We start from the raw sequence: 16,593 nt of genomic DNA on the forward strand, positions 1-16,593 counted from the left end.
TTTTGGGCAACACCCTGTTGACTGTGACAGTTTTAGTGTCACAATCGGCGCATGGCTGAAGCATTCATCTATGACCACCTGCGCACGCCGCGCGGGAAGGGTAAGAAGACCGGAGCGCTCCACGAGGTCAAGCCGATCGACCTGGTGGTCGGCCTGATCGATGAGGCTCGCAAGCGCAACCCCAACCTCGACCCGGCGCTGATCGACGACGTCGTCCTCGGCGTCGTCACCCCCGTCGGCGAGCAGGGCGGTGACATCGCCAAGACCGCCGCCATCAAGGCCGGTCTCCCCGAGACGACCGCGGGTGTGCAGCTCAACCGCTTCTGCGCCTCCGGGCTGGAGGCCGTGAACCAGGCCGCCTCCCGCGTACGCGGTGGATTCGAGGACCTCATCCTCGCCGGTGGCGTGGAGTCGATGAGCAAGGCGCCGATGGGCAGCGACGGCGGCGCCTGGGCGCAGGACCCCGACACCGCCCTCAAGACCGGCTTCGTGCCGCAGGGCATCGGCGCCGACCTGATCGCGACCCTGGAGGGCTTCAGCCGCGCGGACGTCGACCGCTACGCCGCCCAGTCGCACGCCCGGGCTGCCGCCGCCTGGGAGAACGGCTACTTCAAGGACGCCGTCATCCCGGTCGTGGACCAGAACGGCCTCACCGTGCTCGACCACGACGAGCTGATCCGCCCCGGCACCACCGCCGAGACGCTGGCCGGCCTCAAGCCGTCCTTCCTCCAGCAGGGCCAGGAGGCCGGCTTCGACGACGTCGCGCTGGCCAAGTACCACTGGGTCGAGAAGATCGACCACGTCCACCACGCCGGCAACTCCTCCGGCATCGTCGACGGCTCCGCGCTGATGTTGATCGGCTCCGAGGAGGCCGGCAAGGCCAACGGCCTCACCCCGCGCGCCCGGATCGTCTCGGCCGCCGTCTCCGGTGCCGACCCCACGATCATGCTCACCGGTCCGGCGCCGGCCTCGCGCAAGGCGCTGGCCAAGGCCGGTCTCACCGTGGACGACATCGACCTGTTCGAGATCAACGAGGCGTTCGCCGCGGTCGCGATGCGGTTCATGAAGGACATGGGCATCGACGAGTCGATCACCAACGTCAACGGCGGCGCGATCGCCATGGGCCACCCGCTGGGCGCGACCGGGGCCATCATCCTCGGCACCCTGGTCGACGAGCTCGAGCGTCAGGGCAAGCAGCGCGGCCTCGCCACGCTGTGCGTCGGTGGCGGCATGGGTATCGCGACGATCGTCGAGCTGGTCTGAAAGGGAATCTGAAGAGCTATGAGTGCAGTCAAGTACGACAAGGATGCCGACGGCATCGTCACGCTGACCCTGGACGACCCGAACCAGTCGGCCAACACCATGAACGAGCTGTACAAGACCTCGATGGCGGAGGCCGTCGAGAAGCTGTACGCCGAGGCCGACGGGGTCACCGGCGTCGTCATCGCCTCCGCGAAGAAGACCTTCTTCGCCGGTGGTGACCTTAAGAACATGATCCAGGTGCGGCCGGAGAACGCCGCCCAGGTCTTCGAGGAGGTCGAGTCGATCAAGGCCACCCTCCGCAAGCTGGAGACCTTCCCCAAGCCGGTCGTCGCGGCGATCAACGGCGCCGCCCTCGGTGGTGGCCTGGAGATCGCGCTGGCCGCCCAGCACCGCATCGCCCTCGACGCCCGCTACGACATCGGTCTGCCCGAGGTCTCCCTCGGCCTGCTGCCCGGCGGCGGCGGCGTCACCCGCGTCGTACGTCTCCTCGGCATCATGACCGGCCTGATGGACGTCCTCGGTCAGGGCACGAAGTTCAAGCCCGCCGCCGCCCTCGAGAAGGGCCTGATCCACGAGCTGGTCTCCTCCCCCGATGAGCTCGTGCCCGCCGCGAAGGCGTGGATCAAGGCCAACCCCGACGAGATCGCGCAGCCGTGGGACAAGCCGGGCTACAAGATGCCCGGTGGCAAGCCGACCTCTCCGGCTCTCGCCGGTTTCCTGCCGGCGTTCCCGCCGATCCTGCGCAAGCAGCTCAAGCAGTCCGACATGCGTGCGCCGAAGGCGATCCTGTCGGCCGCGGTCGAGGGTGCGATGGTCGACTTCGACACCGCCACCCGGATCGAGTCGCGCTACTTCGTCTCGCTGGTCACCGGCCAGCAGTCGAAGAACATGATCCAGGCGTTCTTCTTCGACCTCGGCGCCATCGGTGCCGGCACGCTGCGTCCTGACGGCGTCGAGAAGTTCACCGCGACCAAGGTCGGCGTGCTCGGCGCCGGGATGATGGGTGCGGGCATCGCGTACTCCTTCGCCCGTGCGGGCGCGGAGGTCGTCCTCAAGGACGTCGCGATCGAGTCGGCCGAGAAGGGCAAGGCCTACACCGCCAAGCTCAACGAGAAGGCCGTCTCCCGCGGCAAGCTGACCCAGGAGAAGGCCGACGAGATCCTCGACCGGATCACGCCGACGGTCGCCCCGGAGGACTTCGCCGGCGTCGACGTGGTCGTCGAGGCGGTCTTCGAGGACGTGTCGCTGAAGCAGAAGGTCTTCAACGAGATCGCCCCGTTCGTCAACAAGGACGCGGTCCTCTGCTCCAACACCTCGACGCTGCCGATCACCGAGCTCGCCAAGGGGATCGACCGCCCGGCCGACTTCATCGGTCTGCACTTCTTCTCGCCCGTCGACAAGATGCCGCTGGTCGAGATCATCAAGGGTTCCGAGACGAGCGACGTCGCGCTGGCCAAGGCCTACGACATCGTCCAGCAGATCAAGAAGACCCCGATCGTCGTCAACGACAGCCGTGGCTTCTACACCTCGCGCGTCATCGGCACCCAGATCCAGGAGGGTCTGGAGCTGCTCGCCGAGGGCTTCGCGCCCTACTCGCTCGAGCGCGCCGCGACCCAGGCCGGGTTCCCGGTCGGGCCGCTGCAGATCGCCGACGAGCTCAACCACGAGCTCATGGTCAAGATCGCGCGTACGACGCGGGAGGCCGCCGGCATCGGGGAGCTGACCACCACGGAGCGGGTGCTCAACCCGCTCATCGAGGCGGGTCGCTCCGGCAAGCTCAAGGGTGCCGGGTTCTACGACTACTTCGACGGCAAGCGTGGCTCGATCTGGGCCGACCTCGGGACCGTGTTCCCGGTCGCCGAGGAGCAGATCCCGATCCGGGACGCCGAGGAGCGGATGCTCTTCATCGAGGCCCTGGAGACGGCGAAGTGCTTCGAGGAAGGTGTCATCACCTCCGCCGCGCACGCCAACATCGGCTCCATCTTCGGCATCGGCTTCCCGCCGCAGACCGGTGGTGCGGCCCAGTTCATCACCGGCTACGAGGCCGCCGACGGCTCGATCGGCATCGAGGCGTTCCTGGCTCGTGCCGACGAGCTGGCTGAGAAGTACGGCGAGCGGTTCCGCCCGACGCAGTACCTCCGCGACCTCGCGGCCAAGGGTGAGGGCTTCCCGGCCTGACCCAGCCAGCCACGGCGATGTGGTGAACCGGCACGGATCCTGTGAAGGAACCGTGCCGGTTCGCTATTTGCGGGGCAGACGAGGTTCGTCCTGTGCGACTCTTTGCCTTCCGCAACGGTCGAGGAGGACGTAGGTGGCGATGCCGGGCGGCACTGACAGGCGCGAGGTCCGGGTGGGGATCGTGGCTGTCGCGCTCGTCCTGCTGGTCGTGGTCGGGTGCGCGGTCGCGGTGCTCTGGATCCGGCCCGTTGTGTCGGCGGCCGGGACGAGAACACCGGAGTCGGTGTCGAGGATCCTCGACATCTCCGACGAGTGGCGGTCCGTCCCCGGCGTACGCGACGTGCTGGCCGTCGACGAGTCCCGGCGCGTCCCGGGGGAGGACTTCGGGGAGGCCGACCGTGAGGAGCACTCGGTCAGCGTCGAGGTGTCCCTGGAGGACGATCTGACGGGGCCGAGGCGGCCGCGGCGAGCAAGGAGGTGCTCCGGCTGGTTCGTCCCGAGATCACCCGACGTGCGCCGGAGGCGGGGCCTGACCGGACCGGCGTCTCGTTCACGATGGGCCCTACCCGGATCACCGTGGGCGAGCGTGGTCTGAACCCCGGTGATGCCATGGGTGATGCGCTCGCCGATGCCGTCGCTCTGCGAGAGGCCGGGGCGACGTCGGTGTCGTCGACCGTCGCCGACCCGCAGACGGGGCTTCCTGCCAAGGCCGACGTGGAGGCGCCGCAGGCCCGCCTGGCCGCACTGGCCGCGGTCGCCCGCGACCGGCAGCGCCCGGTGGATCTCCGCGGCGGCGATGCGTGGTACCGGTCGAACGAGGTGCCCGATCCGGCGGCGGTGAGGCTCGTGGTGGCTGCCTCCGAGCAGCGGTCGGTGACCTCGGCCCAGCTGGCCGCTCCGTACGAACCGCTGATCGTCCTGGTCGAGGCCGCCGAGGGTGACCGGGTGATCGGCGACGTCAGCAGGTGGCTGACCGCCTACCAGGGCTATCCCGTGGGGTCGGGGCAGCCGCTGGAGTACGTGGTCGAAGGGACGCGCGGCGGCAAGGTCGAGGGCTGGGTCGGAGGGAAGACCCCGGCGCCGACGACGATGCCGCCGTTCGGTGACGGTGCGCCCTGGCCCACGGACCCAGCCGCGCCGCCGTGCCGGCCATCGGATCTCGAGGTCACCTTCGGCGGCCAGGACGCGGCTCTGGGATCGCGGCAGGCGTGGCTCCGGGCCCGCAACCTCGGCCGTCTCGCCTGTGCGATCGAAGACGTACCCGATGTCGCGTTCCTGAACGCCGCCGGTGCTCGGCAGACCGAGGTGATGGTCGAGCCGTACGAACCCTCGATGGTGCCCGAGCGCGTCGTCGTCCCTCCGGCGCAGTCGGTGATGGCGGTGATCGACTGGCAGGCGATGTCCACCGCGAACGACCCTGACATCACGACCGAGCTGCTCGTGACCGCGATGCCCGGCAGCACGCCCACCACGCTCGCTGTCGCGGTACCCGACGGGCCGAGCGGTCTCGACATCCTCGACGGGGCCGAGGTGAGGATCAGCCCGTGGGCACAGGCCGTCGGCTGACATCTGCGGCGACGTGGACGCTCGGACGAATGGGTGGCAGCGCCCATTCGGAATCGAGCCCGAGCCGAGAAGACTCGGGCCATGGGGGAGACGGCGACGATTCTGCTGATCGCGGTGGTCGCGGCCGGCCTGGTGGTGGCCTCGCTGCTGCGGCGGGCCCGCCGTGGCGAGTGCCTGGTCGTGACCCGGCACCGGCGGATCGTCCGGATCGCCTCCGACTCGATGACCGTGGCGGTCCCCGGCTTCCACGAGGTGCTCGAGTGGCCGACCGGGCAGATCGAGATCGCGGTCGTCGTCCGGACCCGGACCGGGGACGGCCAGGACGTACGTGTCCTCGCCACCTTCTCCGTCGACGTCGACCCGCCTCGGGTCGGTGCGGCGTACATCGACCCGCGCGCGGTTCTGCACACGGCGTTGGAGCGCCGGCTTGGTGAGGCGGTCCGCGCCCGGCCGGCGGCGTGGCTGACCGGACCGGATGGCCTCGGCGGCACCTTGGCGGGCACCCGGATCGACGGCCTCGCCGTCGGCGTCGTGACCGAGGTGGTCATCGACGAGGTCGACCTGCTGCTGCATCCCGGCCGACCCGACGACGGCGACTGAGCGCGCCGTCGTCGGGCCGGATCCGGATCATCGGATGGTGCTGGTGGCCGCCGAGGTGGCGGTCTTGGTGTAGTAGCCCGCCTTGCGGCCGGTCACCCGGACGCGGATGCGGTCACCGCGGTCGACGGACCGGAGGCGGTACGTCTTTCCCGTCGCGCCCGAGATCGCGACGCCGTTGCGCAGCCACTGGTAGCTGAACGTGATCCCGGAGGGCTTCCAGGCGCCGGGGTAGGCGGTGAGCAGATAGCCGACCCTGCGGGTGCCGCCGATCGTCGGCGTGGCCGCGGTGAGGTAGCCGGCCGCGATCCTCGCGGTCGCCGCGCTCGCCCGGACACCTGGGTTGGCGGCCGGCCAGGTCGAGGAGTACGCCGTCACCCGGACCCGGATCTCCTTGGTGTGGTCGGCGCCGGCGAGCTTGTAGGTCGACGCGGTGGCACCCGAGATCGGGACGCCGTTCCGCAGCCACTGGTACTTCACGCTCGTGGCCGTCGGGCTCCACGAGCCCTTCGTCGCCGTCAGGGTGTAGCCCACCCGCGGGGTGCCGCTGATCGTCGGCGGCGCGGTGCTCGCGATGGTCAGCGGGTTGCAGGTGTAGAGCTCGATCCCGTCGACGAACCAGCCGATGAACGAGCCGACATTGTCGCCGCGTACGACCCACTGGAACTGGACGGTCTTGCCGGCGAACGCGGACAGGTCGACCCGAGAGCTCATCCAGCCGTTGGAGTCGCCGCCGAAGCCGGTCAGCGGCCGGGTGGGGCTGTTGAGCAGCAGCTTCTGCTTCGGGCCGTTCACCCAGGCCGTGGACGGGATGGCGGTCGCGACGCCGTTGACCAGCAACCGCGCCTCGCCGCCGTCGTAGTACTCGGGCGTGGGGTAGGCGGGGTCGCTGCCGGTGTACCACTCGAAGAGGTACCAGTGGCTGAACCGGAGGTAGGTCCGCTTTCCGGCCGGCACGTTGATCGCGGCCGTCGTCAGGCCGCTGGCCGTCGGGTCGCCGTACGTCTCCGGGTCGGGGTTCATGCCGAAGTCGGAGCCGTTGCCGTCACGGTCGTTCGCGGGGATGCCCTGCGCGGCGTCGGGCGCCGGGTTCCACAGCACACCCCGGCTGAGCGACGGGGTCGCCACCGTGGCCTTGCCGGTGCTTCCTGCGGGGCAGGTGTTGGGCGCCTCCGCGGGCCGGGTCGCGCCTGCCTTGGTGGGCGACTTGGCCAGCTCGGTCGCGTCGGTGGCGAGGTTGACCTGGGTGCAGTCGTCCGCGGTGAAGCCGGCGGTACCGGCGGCCACCAGCGCGGAGCAGCCGTTGGCGAGGGTGCGGCGCAGGTCGGCGTACTGGCTTCCGGAGACGAGGTGCTGGATCGTGTAGAGGTAGAGGGCCGCGGTCTTCTGCAGGGTCGGGTCACCGGCGTCGATGCCGGTGATGGTGCGACCGTTGAAGGTGCCGCCCTGGGAGATCAGGTAGGCCGTCTTGTTGCCGACCCCGCTGTTGGTGTGCACCCCGCCGCCGTCGGCGTAGTAGCTGAGGTCGTCGGCCTCCCACAGCGAGCTGGTCATCCGGTCGGGCTGGTCGTACACCGTCGGGTTGGCGAGATCGCGGATCGCGCCGAAGGAGGAGTCCTCGCCGACGCGCCAGTCGGTCGGGGAGTCGCCGGGGGTGGCGTAGCGGTGGTCGACGATCTCGCCCATGATGTCGGCCATCGACTCGTTGATGGCGCCCGACTCGTGCCAGTAGAAGAGGTTCGAGCTCTTCTCGATCACCCCGTGGGTCAGCTCGTGGCCGACGATGTCGTCGACCACCAGGCCCTGGCCGAGGTAGATCTGCTGACCGTTCCAGAACGCGTTGTCCATCGGGCACGGCGGCGTGTAGCCCGGCTCCGTCGGCTCGCAGTAGCGGGTCGTGGCGGTGATCGCCTTGGCGGTGGCGCCGCTGGACCAGCCGATCTCGTCGGTCAGGTCCAGCCCGAGGGAGGCGTAGAGGTCCGAGGTCGCGCCGAGCATGTCGTATGCCGTGTCGACATCGGCGATCCCGGAGGGTGCGTCGCCCTCGCGCCGCTTGACCGTGAGGCTCGTGTCGGCGCAGCCGGTCGCCGCGGCGCGGACGTTGGCGTTGTCGCAGATGCGGCGGTTGGCGTGGGCGATCTCGTTGATGTGCATGAGTACGCGGCCGGTGCCGGCGTGAACGAGCACGGTCTCGCGGATGGTGGAGCCGTTGGTCACCGAGAACCGGAAGACGCTGGTCTCGCCGATCTGCGGCCCGCTGATCAGGTCGTCGTCGTAGAGCCAGGCGCCCTCGTCGTCCACGGTGAGGCCGGTCGCTCCGTGATTGGCCTTGGCGACCACGGCTCTGGCCGCGTCCTCGGCCTTCGTGCGCACCGACTCGTCGGGCCCGGCGACATCCGTGGCTTCGGAGAGGTTGGTGGCCGCGGAGGTGAGGCCGCGGGCCTTGTCCAGCCCGATGACCACCTCGCCGCCGAGGACAGGGAGGCCGTCGACGTACTGCTCGTATCTGGTCACCGACCCACCGCCGACGGCCTTGCTGGTCGACGCCTCGCGCAGGTCCTTCTTGTCGGTGCCCAGCGCCTCCGCGGCGCGGTCGAGGTGGGTCTGAGCCGCCTTGGCGGGCTTGACGGTGGCCCCCAGCGGGTCGACGGCCTCGGTCTTCGAACCGATGAAGTCGGCGATCCCGTCGGTGGTGCGATGGATGGTGAGTGGGACGTCGGCACGGTCCTGGTAGGTCGCGACCGGGTCGGGTTCGGCGGAGGCGGGCGGAGCCATCGGGATGACGCTCAGCCCGCCGAGGGCAAGTGCGGTCGCAGTCAGGGCGACGACGCGTCTACGAGCTGACACTTCGACTCCTTCGGGAGTGGGAGCGGCCCGGAGGAGTTTCACGGGCCGACAAGACCGCCGGCCCGAACCAGCGGTCAGAAGTCTCCCAGTCGGTCGCGGGTGCCGTCGCCCGTATTTTCGCGGCTGCGACGGCCGAGACGTCGGTCCCGTCGGCCGAGGTGACACCGTGATGTCACCTCGGCCGACGTACGTGACGTCTCGGCGGGAGTTGGGTCAGCGGATGGTGCTGGTGGCCGCCGAGGTGACTTTCTTCGTGTAGTAGCCCGCCTTGCGGCCGGTCACCCGGACGCGGATACGGTCACCGCGGTCGACGGACCGCAGCCGGTAGGACTTCCCGGTCGCGCCCGAGATCGCGACGCCGTTGCGCAGCCACTGGTAGGAGAAGGTGATCCCCGAGGGCTTCCAGGTGCCGGGGTAGGCCGTGAGCAGGTAGCCGACTTTGCGGGTGCCGCCGATCGTGGGGGTGGCTGCGGTGAGATAGCCGGGCGCTACCGCCGCTGTCGGAAGGGTGGTGCTGCTCCCCGCAGCCCAGCCCTCGCTCCATGCCTGGACCCTGACCGTGATCTTGGAGCCGACGTCGCTCACGCGCAGCGTGTAGGTGTTGCTGGCGGATTCGGCGACCATGAAGCCGTTGCGGAACCAGGCGTAGCTGTAACTCTGCGGCGGATGGTCCCAGGTTCCCTTCGACACGGTGAGCTTCGAGCCGAGGCGCGTGGTGCCACTGATGACGGGACGGACGGTGGCGCGGATGGACGGGCCCAGGGCGATCGACGCCGTCGGTGCGCTGGCCTTGGTGCCCGAGGCTCCCGCGGACCACTCGGTCGAGCTCGCCGTCACGCTGACGGAGACACGGGTCCCGTAGTCAGCCGCAGCAAGGGTGTACGTCGAGGAGGTGGCCCCGCTGATCGGCGATCCGTTGCGCAGCCACTGGTAGGTCACGCTCGTTGCTGCCGGGGACCAGGCGCCGGGCGCGGCGGTCAACGTGGACCCGACTCGTGCCGTCCCGGTGATCGTCGGTGGGGTGGTGTTCGCCAGCGGAATCGGCTCGCACGTGTAGACCTTGATGTCGTCGAGGAACCAGCCGACGTACCAGCCCAGGCTGTCCCAGGACGCCTCGAAGTAGGGCCTCAGGGTGTGTCCGGCATATTCCGAGAGGTCGACCCGGCTGGCGTACCAGCCCTTGCCGTCGCGGACGAAGCCTGTCTGGCCGGCGTTGGGGTTGTCGTTGTAATAGGGCGAGCTGGACGTCTGGATGCGTCCGTTCGGCCCATTGGTCCAGCCGCTGGTTCCCGAACGCCACGTGGTCTGAGTCGTGTCGTCGGTCCAGCCCACGGTCCCGCCGTCCCAGGCGCCGTCTGAGTCGTACTCGAACAGGTGCCACTGGCGGAACCACATGTAGGTCGTCTGGCCGGCCGGAAGGTCGATGCCGTTCAGGGTCTGGAGGCGGGTCCGACCCTTCGTCATCGTCCCGTTCCTGGAGGCCGGCGAATAGTGCCACGCCTCCTTGCCCGAGGCGGCGTTCGGTCCCCAGTACGTCGATGGGTTGCGGCTCCACGAGCCCGCGGCGAACTTCGATGCGGGGTCGCCCGTCTCGCTGTCGAAGAGCGTACGCACCGTCGTCTGCGCAGGGCAGCTCATCTGGGCGTCCGTGCGGGTGCCCTCCACCGCCGGGTTGGTACGCAGCTGAGTGACCTCGGTTGCACGCTGGACGATCGTGCAGTCCGCGCTCGTGAACCCCGCCTTCTGAGCCGAGACCAGGTCGGCGCAGCTCTGCTCGAGCTGGTTGGCCAGGTCGGCGTACTCGGCGCCGGGTGCCAGCCGCTGGAGGACGTCGACGTAGAGCGTCGCCGTCTTGGTGAGGGTCGCGTCGCCGGCATCGATGCCGGCGAAGTCAGCCCCCGCATGGGTTCCGCCTTGCGAGATGAGGAAAGCGGTCTTGTTGCCGACGCCGCTGTTCGTGTGGACGCCGCCGTTGTCGTCGAGACCGGAGACGTACGCCGCGCTCGTCATCGTGTCGGGCTGGCTGTGCAGCGCGGGGTCCTTCATGCTCCGGATGGCGCCGCCAGGGAGGTCCTCACCGAGGCCCCAGCCGCTGTCGTCGTCACCGGCGGCGGTGTGGCGGTGGTCGATGATCTCGCCCATCACGTCGGCGATCGACTCGTTGATGGCGCCGGACTGACCCCAGTAGAAGAGCTGCGAGTACCGGTCGATGACACCGTGGGTCATCTCGTGGCCGACGACGTCGTCGGCGATCGCGAAGCCGGCGCCGTAGTACATCTGGGTGCCGTTCCAGAACGCGTTGGCGTACGGGCACCCCGACGACGCGGTGTAGCACCAGTTGACGGTCGAGGCCAGGCTCTTGCGGCCGTCGGGCTGGGTGATGCCGATGAGGCTCGTCAGGTCGATGTCCGCGACCTGGTCGTAGAACGAGTCGACCTCACCGGCCAAGGCGTAGGCGCTCTCGACGTCGGCACTTCCGCTGGCTTCGCCGGTCTCGGTGCGTGCCGGAGTCGTGCACGGGACGTCAGTGGTGTTCGTCGCGTTGGCGTTGTCGCACACGACTCGGTCGAGCTGCTGGTTCTCGTCGATGTCCAGGAGGATTCGCCCGTCCTGGTCGTCGATGATCAACAGGCGGCGTGCGCCGTCAGAGCCCGAGACCTCGAAACGCCAGCCGCTGCGTGCGCCGTCGTCCGTCGTCGTCCCGAACACGGCCGGATCGAAGACCGTCCGGCCGTTGCCGACGATGTCCACCGACGTGGGCTTGTCCGAGCGGGACTGCGTGGCCAGGGCGAGTGAACGCGCTCTGCCCTCGGAGATGCGCGGCTCGGCGACGGTGGACGTCGCGCTCAGGCTGGACGCCAGCGAAGCGAGGGCGCGGTCCGGACCCATCGTCACGACCATCTGGCCGCCGAGCACCGGGATGCCGTCGACGCGCTGGTCGAGGCGTACGACGTCGGTGCCTGTCGAGGTGCGCGTCGTGCCGGCGGCGGCGAGCGTCGTTCCCGCACGATCGGCGCCGAACGCTGCGCCGTAGCGGTCGACGTGAGCACGGGCGGCGACGGCGGTCGAGTCCGAGCGGTCGACCGAGGGGTTCTCGATCCGTCCGCCGCTGGCGCCGGCAAAACGCAGGTTGCCGTTCTGACGGCTGGTGCGCACGGCGCGGTCGGCATCGGCGTGGAGCCGTTCCGCCGCGATCGCGGGGGCGGGCTTGCCGGCCGCGTGCCCTGCGGGCACGAGATCAGGAGTGAACACGGTCATGGCGATCGCGACAAGCGGTGTCGCGGTCAGCGCAGTGAGCCGGTGAAGGGATGCCATGTGGGGATCCGTCCGGTGAGTGGGAGCTGAAGCGGCGAGGTGTGTGCCGCAGCGCCGACCCGAACCCGGCGGCGGAAGTCTTACATGCAGTCGGCGCTCCGGCAGCGAATTCTCCGAACCGTGACCACTGATCCGCGGCGACAGCGACTTGCGACCCGGTACATACTCGGTATATACATACTCAGTAACTAGGGAGGTGATCGAGTGTCCGTGAAGCACGCACTGCTGGCGCTGCTGGAGAAGCCGCGCTATGGCTACGAGCTGCGCGCCGAGTTCGAGCAGCGCACCGGCGCGAGCTGGCCGCTGAACGTCGGGCAGGTCTATACGACTCTGTCGCGACTCGAGCGTGACGGCCTCGTCGAGGCCGGAGGGACCGACGCGGAGGGACGGTCCCTCTATCAGCTGACCGAGGCCGGCAAGGTCGAGGTCAAGGGGTGGTTCGACACCCCCGTGGAGCGTACGCAGCCGCAGCGAGACGAGCTCGCGATCAAGCTCGCCGTCGCGGTCGCGGTGCCGAGCGTGGACGTCGGAAAGGTCGTCCAGCAGCAGCGCAACGCGACGATGCAGGCGCTCCAGGGGTACCGCCGCCAGTCGCGGTCCGGTGCCGGGGACGACCTCGCCGGAGGGCTGGTCCTCGACCGGCTCGTCTTCGCGGCCGAGGCCGAGATCCGCTGGCTCGACCACTGCGAGGCCAGGCTCCGCCGGGCGGCCGCGTCGAGCACCGCGCCGGAGCCCGTCGAGGGAGGGGACCGATGAACGCCGCCCTCGCCCACGACCTGCGCCGCCTCAGCCACGACCAGGACCGCTGGCTCGCCGACGCCCGCGAGCGGCTGAGCCGCCGCATCCACACATCGCCTGCCACCGCAGGCACCACCCAGACCAAGGAGTCCACCGATGAGTGAACCCGTCCTCCGGCTCACCGACGTGAGCCGCGTCCACGGCACCGGCGCCGCCGAGGTCCACGCCCTGCGCGGCGTCAGCCTGGCTGCGTACGCCGGTGAGCTGGTCGCCATCATGGGGCCGAGCGGCTCCGGGAAGTCGTCGTTGCTCACCATCGCCGGTGGCCTCGACTCGCCGACCTCCGGGTCGGTGACCGTCGACGGCCAGGATCTCGGCGAGGCCGGGATCAGCGGGCGCGCCAAGCTGCGGCGTACGTCGATCGGCTATGTCTTCCAGGACTTCAACCTGATCCCGGCCCTGACCGCCGCCGAGAACGTCGCGCTGCCGTTGGAGCTCGACGGCGCCGGTCGCCGATCGGCGCGGGCTGCGGCGAGGACGGCCCTCGAGGAGGTCGGGCTCGACGGCTTCGCCGACCGGTTCCCTGACGAGATGTCCGGCGGGCAGCGGCAGCGGATCGCGATCGCCCGGGCGATCGTCGGCGAGCGTCGCCTGATCCTTGCCGACGAGCCGACCGGCGCCCTCGACACCGAGACCGGCGAGGACATCCTCAAGCTGATCCGCGCGCGCTGCGACGCGGGTGCGGCCGGGGTGCTCGTCACCCATGAGCCGCGCTACGCCAGCTGGGCCGACCGGGTCATCTACGTGCGCGACGGGCTCGTCGTCGACGAGGCCGGCGAGACGCCGAGCACGGTGTTCGCGGACGAGGTGGAGGCATGAGCTCGGGTCTCGGCGGCTGGCGCCTCGCGCTCCGTATCGGGCAACGCGAGGCCTGGCGGGCGAAGTGGCGCAGCCTGCTGGTCGTCCTGATGATCGCGCTGCCGGTGGCGGGCGTGACCGCGGTCGCGGTGACGTACCAGACCTATGACGTCGACACCGTCGAAGGCCTCGATCGCCGCCTCGGCACCGAGGCCGCGGCCAGCATCGACGTCCAGACGGCCGGCGCGGTCCGGCAGGGGATCGACCCCGAGAACGCGTCCGAGTGGCTCGAGGACTCCGATGCCGACCCGCTCGACGCGGCGGGCGTCAAGGCCGTCATCGGGGAGCGCCCGATGCTCGAGGTGATGGACCGGACCTTCGACGTACGCACGGACAAGGGGGTCACCTGGGTCAGCGGTCTGGAGACGGATCTGAACGACCCGCTCGCCGCCGGGCTGACGCGGCTGACCGAAGGCCGCCTGCCTCAGGGGCCGGACGAGGTCGTGGTCAACTCGACCCTTGCCTTCCGGGGACCCGGCATCGGCGAGGAGCTGCAGATCCCGAACGGCGACATCGACGAGGTCCGCAAGGTCGTCGGCATCGTCGAGTCGTCGACCGTACGCAACGACGCCTTCGTCGCCGGGCCGGACCTTCCGGTCGACTACGCCGGTGACCGCTCGACCTGGCTCGTCGGCGGGGCGCCGGTGACCTGGTCCGACATCGAGGACCTGAACGCGGCGGGCGCCTTCGTGCTCTCGCGCTCGGTCGTCCTGGACCCATCGCCCGCCGCACTCGCGGCCGACAAGGACATCCGTCCGCCGATGGGCGCCCCGGACCCCTCCGAGGTCGTGGTCATCGTCCTCATCGTGGTCATGGTGATCCTCGAGGTGGTCCTGCTGGCCGGGCCGGCGTTCGCGGTCGCGGCCCGGCGCCAGGCGCGTGACCTCGCCCTGATCGCCGCCTCGGGAGGGACCGCTCGTCAGTCGCGCCGCGTCCTGCTCGGGATGGCGATCGTCATCGGTGCGGTGGCGGCGGTCATCGGCGCCGTGCTCGGGGTCGGGCTGGCGCGGCTTCTCCAGCCGCTCGCCCAGGATCAGGTCTCGGCCTGGTTCGGCCCGTTCGAGGTACCGTGGCTGCAGGTCCTGGCGGTGGCCGTCATCGGGTTCGCGGCCGCGATCTGCGCGGCGATCGTGCCCGCCTGGATCGCCTCGCGGCAGAACGTCGTCAGCGTGCTGGCCGGGCGGCGCTCCGAGAGCCTGCCCTCGCGGCGGTCGCCGATCATCGGCCTCGTCCTGATCGCAGCCGGGATCGCAGCCGCGGCGTTCGGCACGCGGAACGCACTCAGCGGCATCCCGATCGCCTTCGGCGTGCTGCTCTGCGTCGCCGGGTTGCTGTTCATCCTGCCGGTCCTCGTCTCGCTGGCGGCTCGGTCGAGCGCCCGGATGCCGCTCGTCATCCGCTTCGCGACGCGCGACGCCGACCGGCACCGCACCCGGACGGTGCCTGCTGCCGGGGCGATCGCGGTGACGGTCGTCGGCGTGGTCACGCTCGGGATCGCGTTCAGCAGCGATCGGGAGCAGAACGAGGAGAGCTATCTGCCTGCCTTCGCGATCGGCGACGCCGTGGTGCATCCGCGACACAGCGAGACCGAGGACGAGACCGATGCCGAGGAGTCGGCGGCGCGGTGGAACAGCATCGCCGCGCAGGTCGAGAAGGCCATCCCCGGGGCGACGGCCACACCGACGTCCAGCGCGGTGGTCGACGACGACGGACGCTATGTCGCCGTCGAGAGTGGCGACGGCGCGATGGTCTCGCTCGACACCACCCTGGGCGAGTTCGGCGACCTCATCGTCGCCGGCGCCGACGGGAGCCTCCCGCCGGTGGTGGCGCGCTCGCTGTCCGAGCGGGACGCCGCCACCGCTGCCGAGACGCTGCGGTCTTCCGGAGCGGTGGTGTTCACCACCGACGACAAGCTGCTGTCCTCGCAGTCCGCGCACCTGGTCGTCAGGGAGTGGTCCGAGGAGGACGGCGAGGACCGTGACGTCGCCACCGTCGAGGTGCCGGCGACCTATCTGGACGTCGGTGAGCGGGCCGCGCCTGCGTACGCGGTCGTGACGCCCGCGATGGCTGAGCAGCTCCGTGTCGAACCGCAGGTCACGGGCCTCTACGTCGAGAACGCACGGCTCAGCGCCGAGGCCGAGACCGATCTCGACGAGGCCCTCGCCGCCGGCCAGTTCTCCACGACGATCCTGGTCGAGCGCGGCTACGTGGAGAGGGACTCCGTCGTGATCGTCTGGATCCTGCTGGTCACCCTGGGGTCCGTGCTGATGATCGGCGGCGCGCTGACCGCGACCCACCTCGCGATCAACGACGCCCGCCCCGACCTGGCGACCCTCTCGGCGGTAGGTGCCAGGACGCGTACGCGGCGCGGGGTCGCTGCCTCGTACGCCCTGGTCGTGGCGCTGCTCGGGGCGATCCCGGGCGCGCTGATCGGCTTCGTGCCCGGCATCGCGATCAGCTATCCGATCACCACCGAAGGCTGGCCGGAGCGCGACAGCGTCGCCTCCCACTACCTCGAGATCCCCTGGGATCTGGTCGGGATCGTGGTCGTCGGACTGCCGCTGCTGATCGCGCTCATCGTCGCGGTCACCACCCGCGGCCGGCTCCCCATGGTCGCCCGCGTCGAATAGGGACTTCTGGCGGGCCGAATCCTCAGTTGTGGGCGACGAAACGCGAGTTTCGTCGCCCACAACTACATTCTCGGCTCGCCATTTCTACCGACTCGGCGGGGCTTGTCAGGCCTGGCAGAGGCAGAAGGGGTGGCCGGCGGGGTCGAGGAAGACACGGAAGGTCTTGCCGGGCTGGACCTCGTGCTTGGTGGCGCCGAGGGCGACGGTGGCCGCCTCGGCGGCGTCGAGATCGTCGACGAAGACGTCGAGGTGGGACTGCTGGGGTACGTCCTGCGAGGGCCACTGCGGGGCGCGGTAGTCCTCGACCGCCTGGAAGTTGAGGGCGCCTCCGTCGCCCCAGGACTCGGCCCAGGTGCCGTCGTCGTCGACCTTCGTCTCCCAGTCGAACAGCTTTGCGTAGAAGGTGGCCAGGGCTGCCGGGTCGGGGCAGTCGATGACCCATTGCGGATTGCGTGCGATAGCCATGGGTCCGACGTTAGGACCGGTTCCGGACGTTCCGCTTCCGCCTGTCCTGACGCCGTCTCAGAAATATACAGTCAGG

The 16,593-nt window shown here is 70.0% G+C and carries 12 protein-coding genes; 9 read left to right on the forward strand and 3 right to left on the reverse strand.

Features of this window, described 5'->3' with window-relative positions; all coding sequences use genetic code 11:
• Positions 1-51 precede the first annotated feature (51 nt).
• The 5 genes from ACWZJV_RS15905 (at position 52) to ACWZJV_RS15925 (ending at position 5,607) form a co-directional block, all read left to right on the forward strand.
• Positions 52-1,263, forward strand: coding sequence for an acetyl-CoA C-acetyltransferase (locus ACWZJV_RS15905; RefSeq protein WP_008356061.1), 1,212 nt, complete (start codon positions 52-54; stop codon positions 1,261-1,263).
• Positions 1,264-1,281: 18 nt separating this feature from the next.
• A complete protein-coding gene (locus tag ACWZJV_RS15910; protein WP_457177059.1) occupies positions 1,282-3,441 on the forward strand; it encodes a 3-hydroxyacyl-CoA dehydrogenase NAD-binding domain-containing protein in 2,160 nt (719 codons plus the stop codon).
• 133 nt (positions 3,442-3,574) lie between these two features.
• Entirely contained in the window at positions 3,575-4,036 is a 462-nt protein-coding gene (locus ACWZJV_RS15915) for a hypothetical protein (protein WP_457177061.1), read from the forward strand.
• Positions 4,037-4,050: 14 nt separating this feature from the next.
• Complete coding sequence (locus tag ACWZJV_RS15920; RefSeq protein WP_457177063.1) at positions 4,051-5,007, forward strand: DUF4232 domain-containing protein; 957 nt, start codon at positions 4,051-4,053, stop codon at positions 5,005-5,007.
• Positions 5,008-5,088: 81 nt separating this feature from the next.
• A complete protein-coding gene (locus ACWZJV_RS15925; RefSeq protein ID WP_457177065.1) occupies positions 5,089-5,607 on the forward strand; it encodes an SPFH domain-containing protein in 519 nt (172 codons plus the stop codon).
• A gap of 27 nt (positions 5,608-5,634) precedes the next feature.
• On the opposite strand, the gene ACWZJV_RS15930 is transcribed toward ACWZJV_RS15925, so the two are convergent.
• Entirely contained in the window at positions 5,635-8,451 is a 2,817-nt protein-coding gene (locus ACWZJV_RS15930; RefSeq protein ID WP_457177067.1) for a M4 family metallopeptidase, read from the reverse strand.
• A 213-nt stretch (positions 8,452-8,664) separates the two neighbouring features.
• The gene (locus ACWZJV_RS15935; protein WP_457177069.1) at positions 8,665-11,766 is read right to left on the reverse strand and encodes a M4 family metallopeptidase; all 3,102 of its coding nucleotides are present in this window, start codon (positions 11,764-11,766) and stop codon (positions 8,665-8,667) included.
• 204 nt (positions 11,767-11,970) lie between these two features.
• On the opposite strand from ACWZJV_RS15935, the gene ACWZJV_RS15940 reads away from it, so the two are divergent.
• From ACWZJV_RS15940 to ACWZJV_RS15955, 4 genes are read left to right on the forward strand one after another with little or no spacing between them, the layout of a single operon-like run.
• Positions 11,971-12,522 (forward strand): PadR family transcriptional regulator, encoded by a 552-nt coding sequence (locus ACWZJV_RS15940; protein ID WP_040754676.1) that lies wholly within the window; start codon positions 11,971-11,973, stop codon positions 12,520-12,522.
• Positions 12,519-12,668, forward strand: coding sequence for a hypothetical protein (locus ACWZJV_RS15945; protein ID WP_196875873.1), 150 nt, complete (start codon positions 12,519-12,521; stop codon positions 12,666-12,668). The genes ACWZJV_RS15940 and ACWZJV_RS15945 overlap by 4 nt, the downstream gene beginning before the upstream one ends.
• Positions 12,661-13,383, forward strand: a complete 723-nt coding sequence (locus ACWZJV_RS15950) for an ABC transporter ATP-binding protein (protein ID WP_457177071.1) — start codon at positions 12,661-12,663, stop codon at positions 13,381-13,383. Before ACWZJV_RS15945 ends, ACWZJV_RS15950 begins: the two co-directional genes overlap by 8 nt.
• Entirely contained in the window at positions 13,380-16,052 is a 2,673-nt protein-coding gene (locus tag ACWZJV_RS15955; RefSeq protein ID WP_457177073.1) for an FtsX-like permease family protein, read from the forward strand. Before ACWZJV_RS15950 ends, ACWZJV_RS15955 begins: the two co-directional genes overlap by 4 nt.
• A 105-nt stretch (positions 16,053-16,157) precedes the next feature.
• Here the strand turns inward: ACWZJV_RS15955 and ACWZJV_RS15960 are convergent, their stop codons facing one another.
• Complete coding sequence (locus tag ACWZJV_RS15960) at positions 16,158-16,517, reverse strand: VOC family protein (RefSeq protein ID WP_457177075.1); 360 nt, start codon at positions 16,515-16,517, stop codon at positions 16,158-16,160.
• Between the last annotated feature and the right edge of the window lie 76 nt (positions 16,518-16,593).

Source organism: Nocardioides sp. WG-D5, assembly GCF_054031175.1.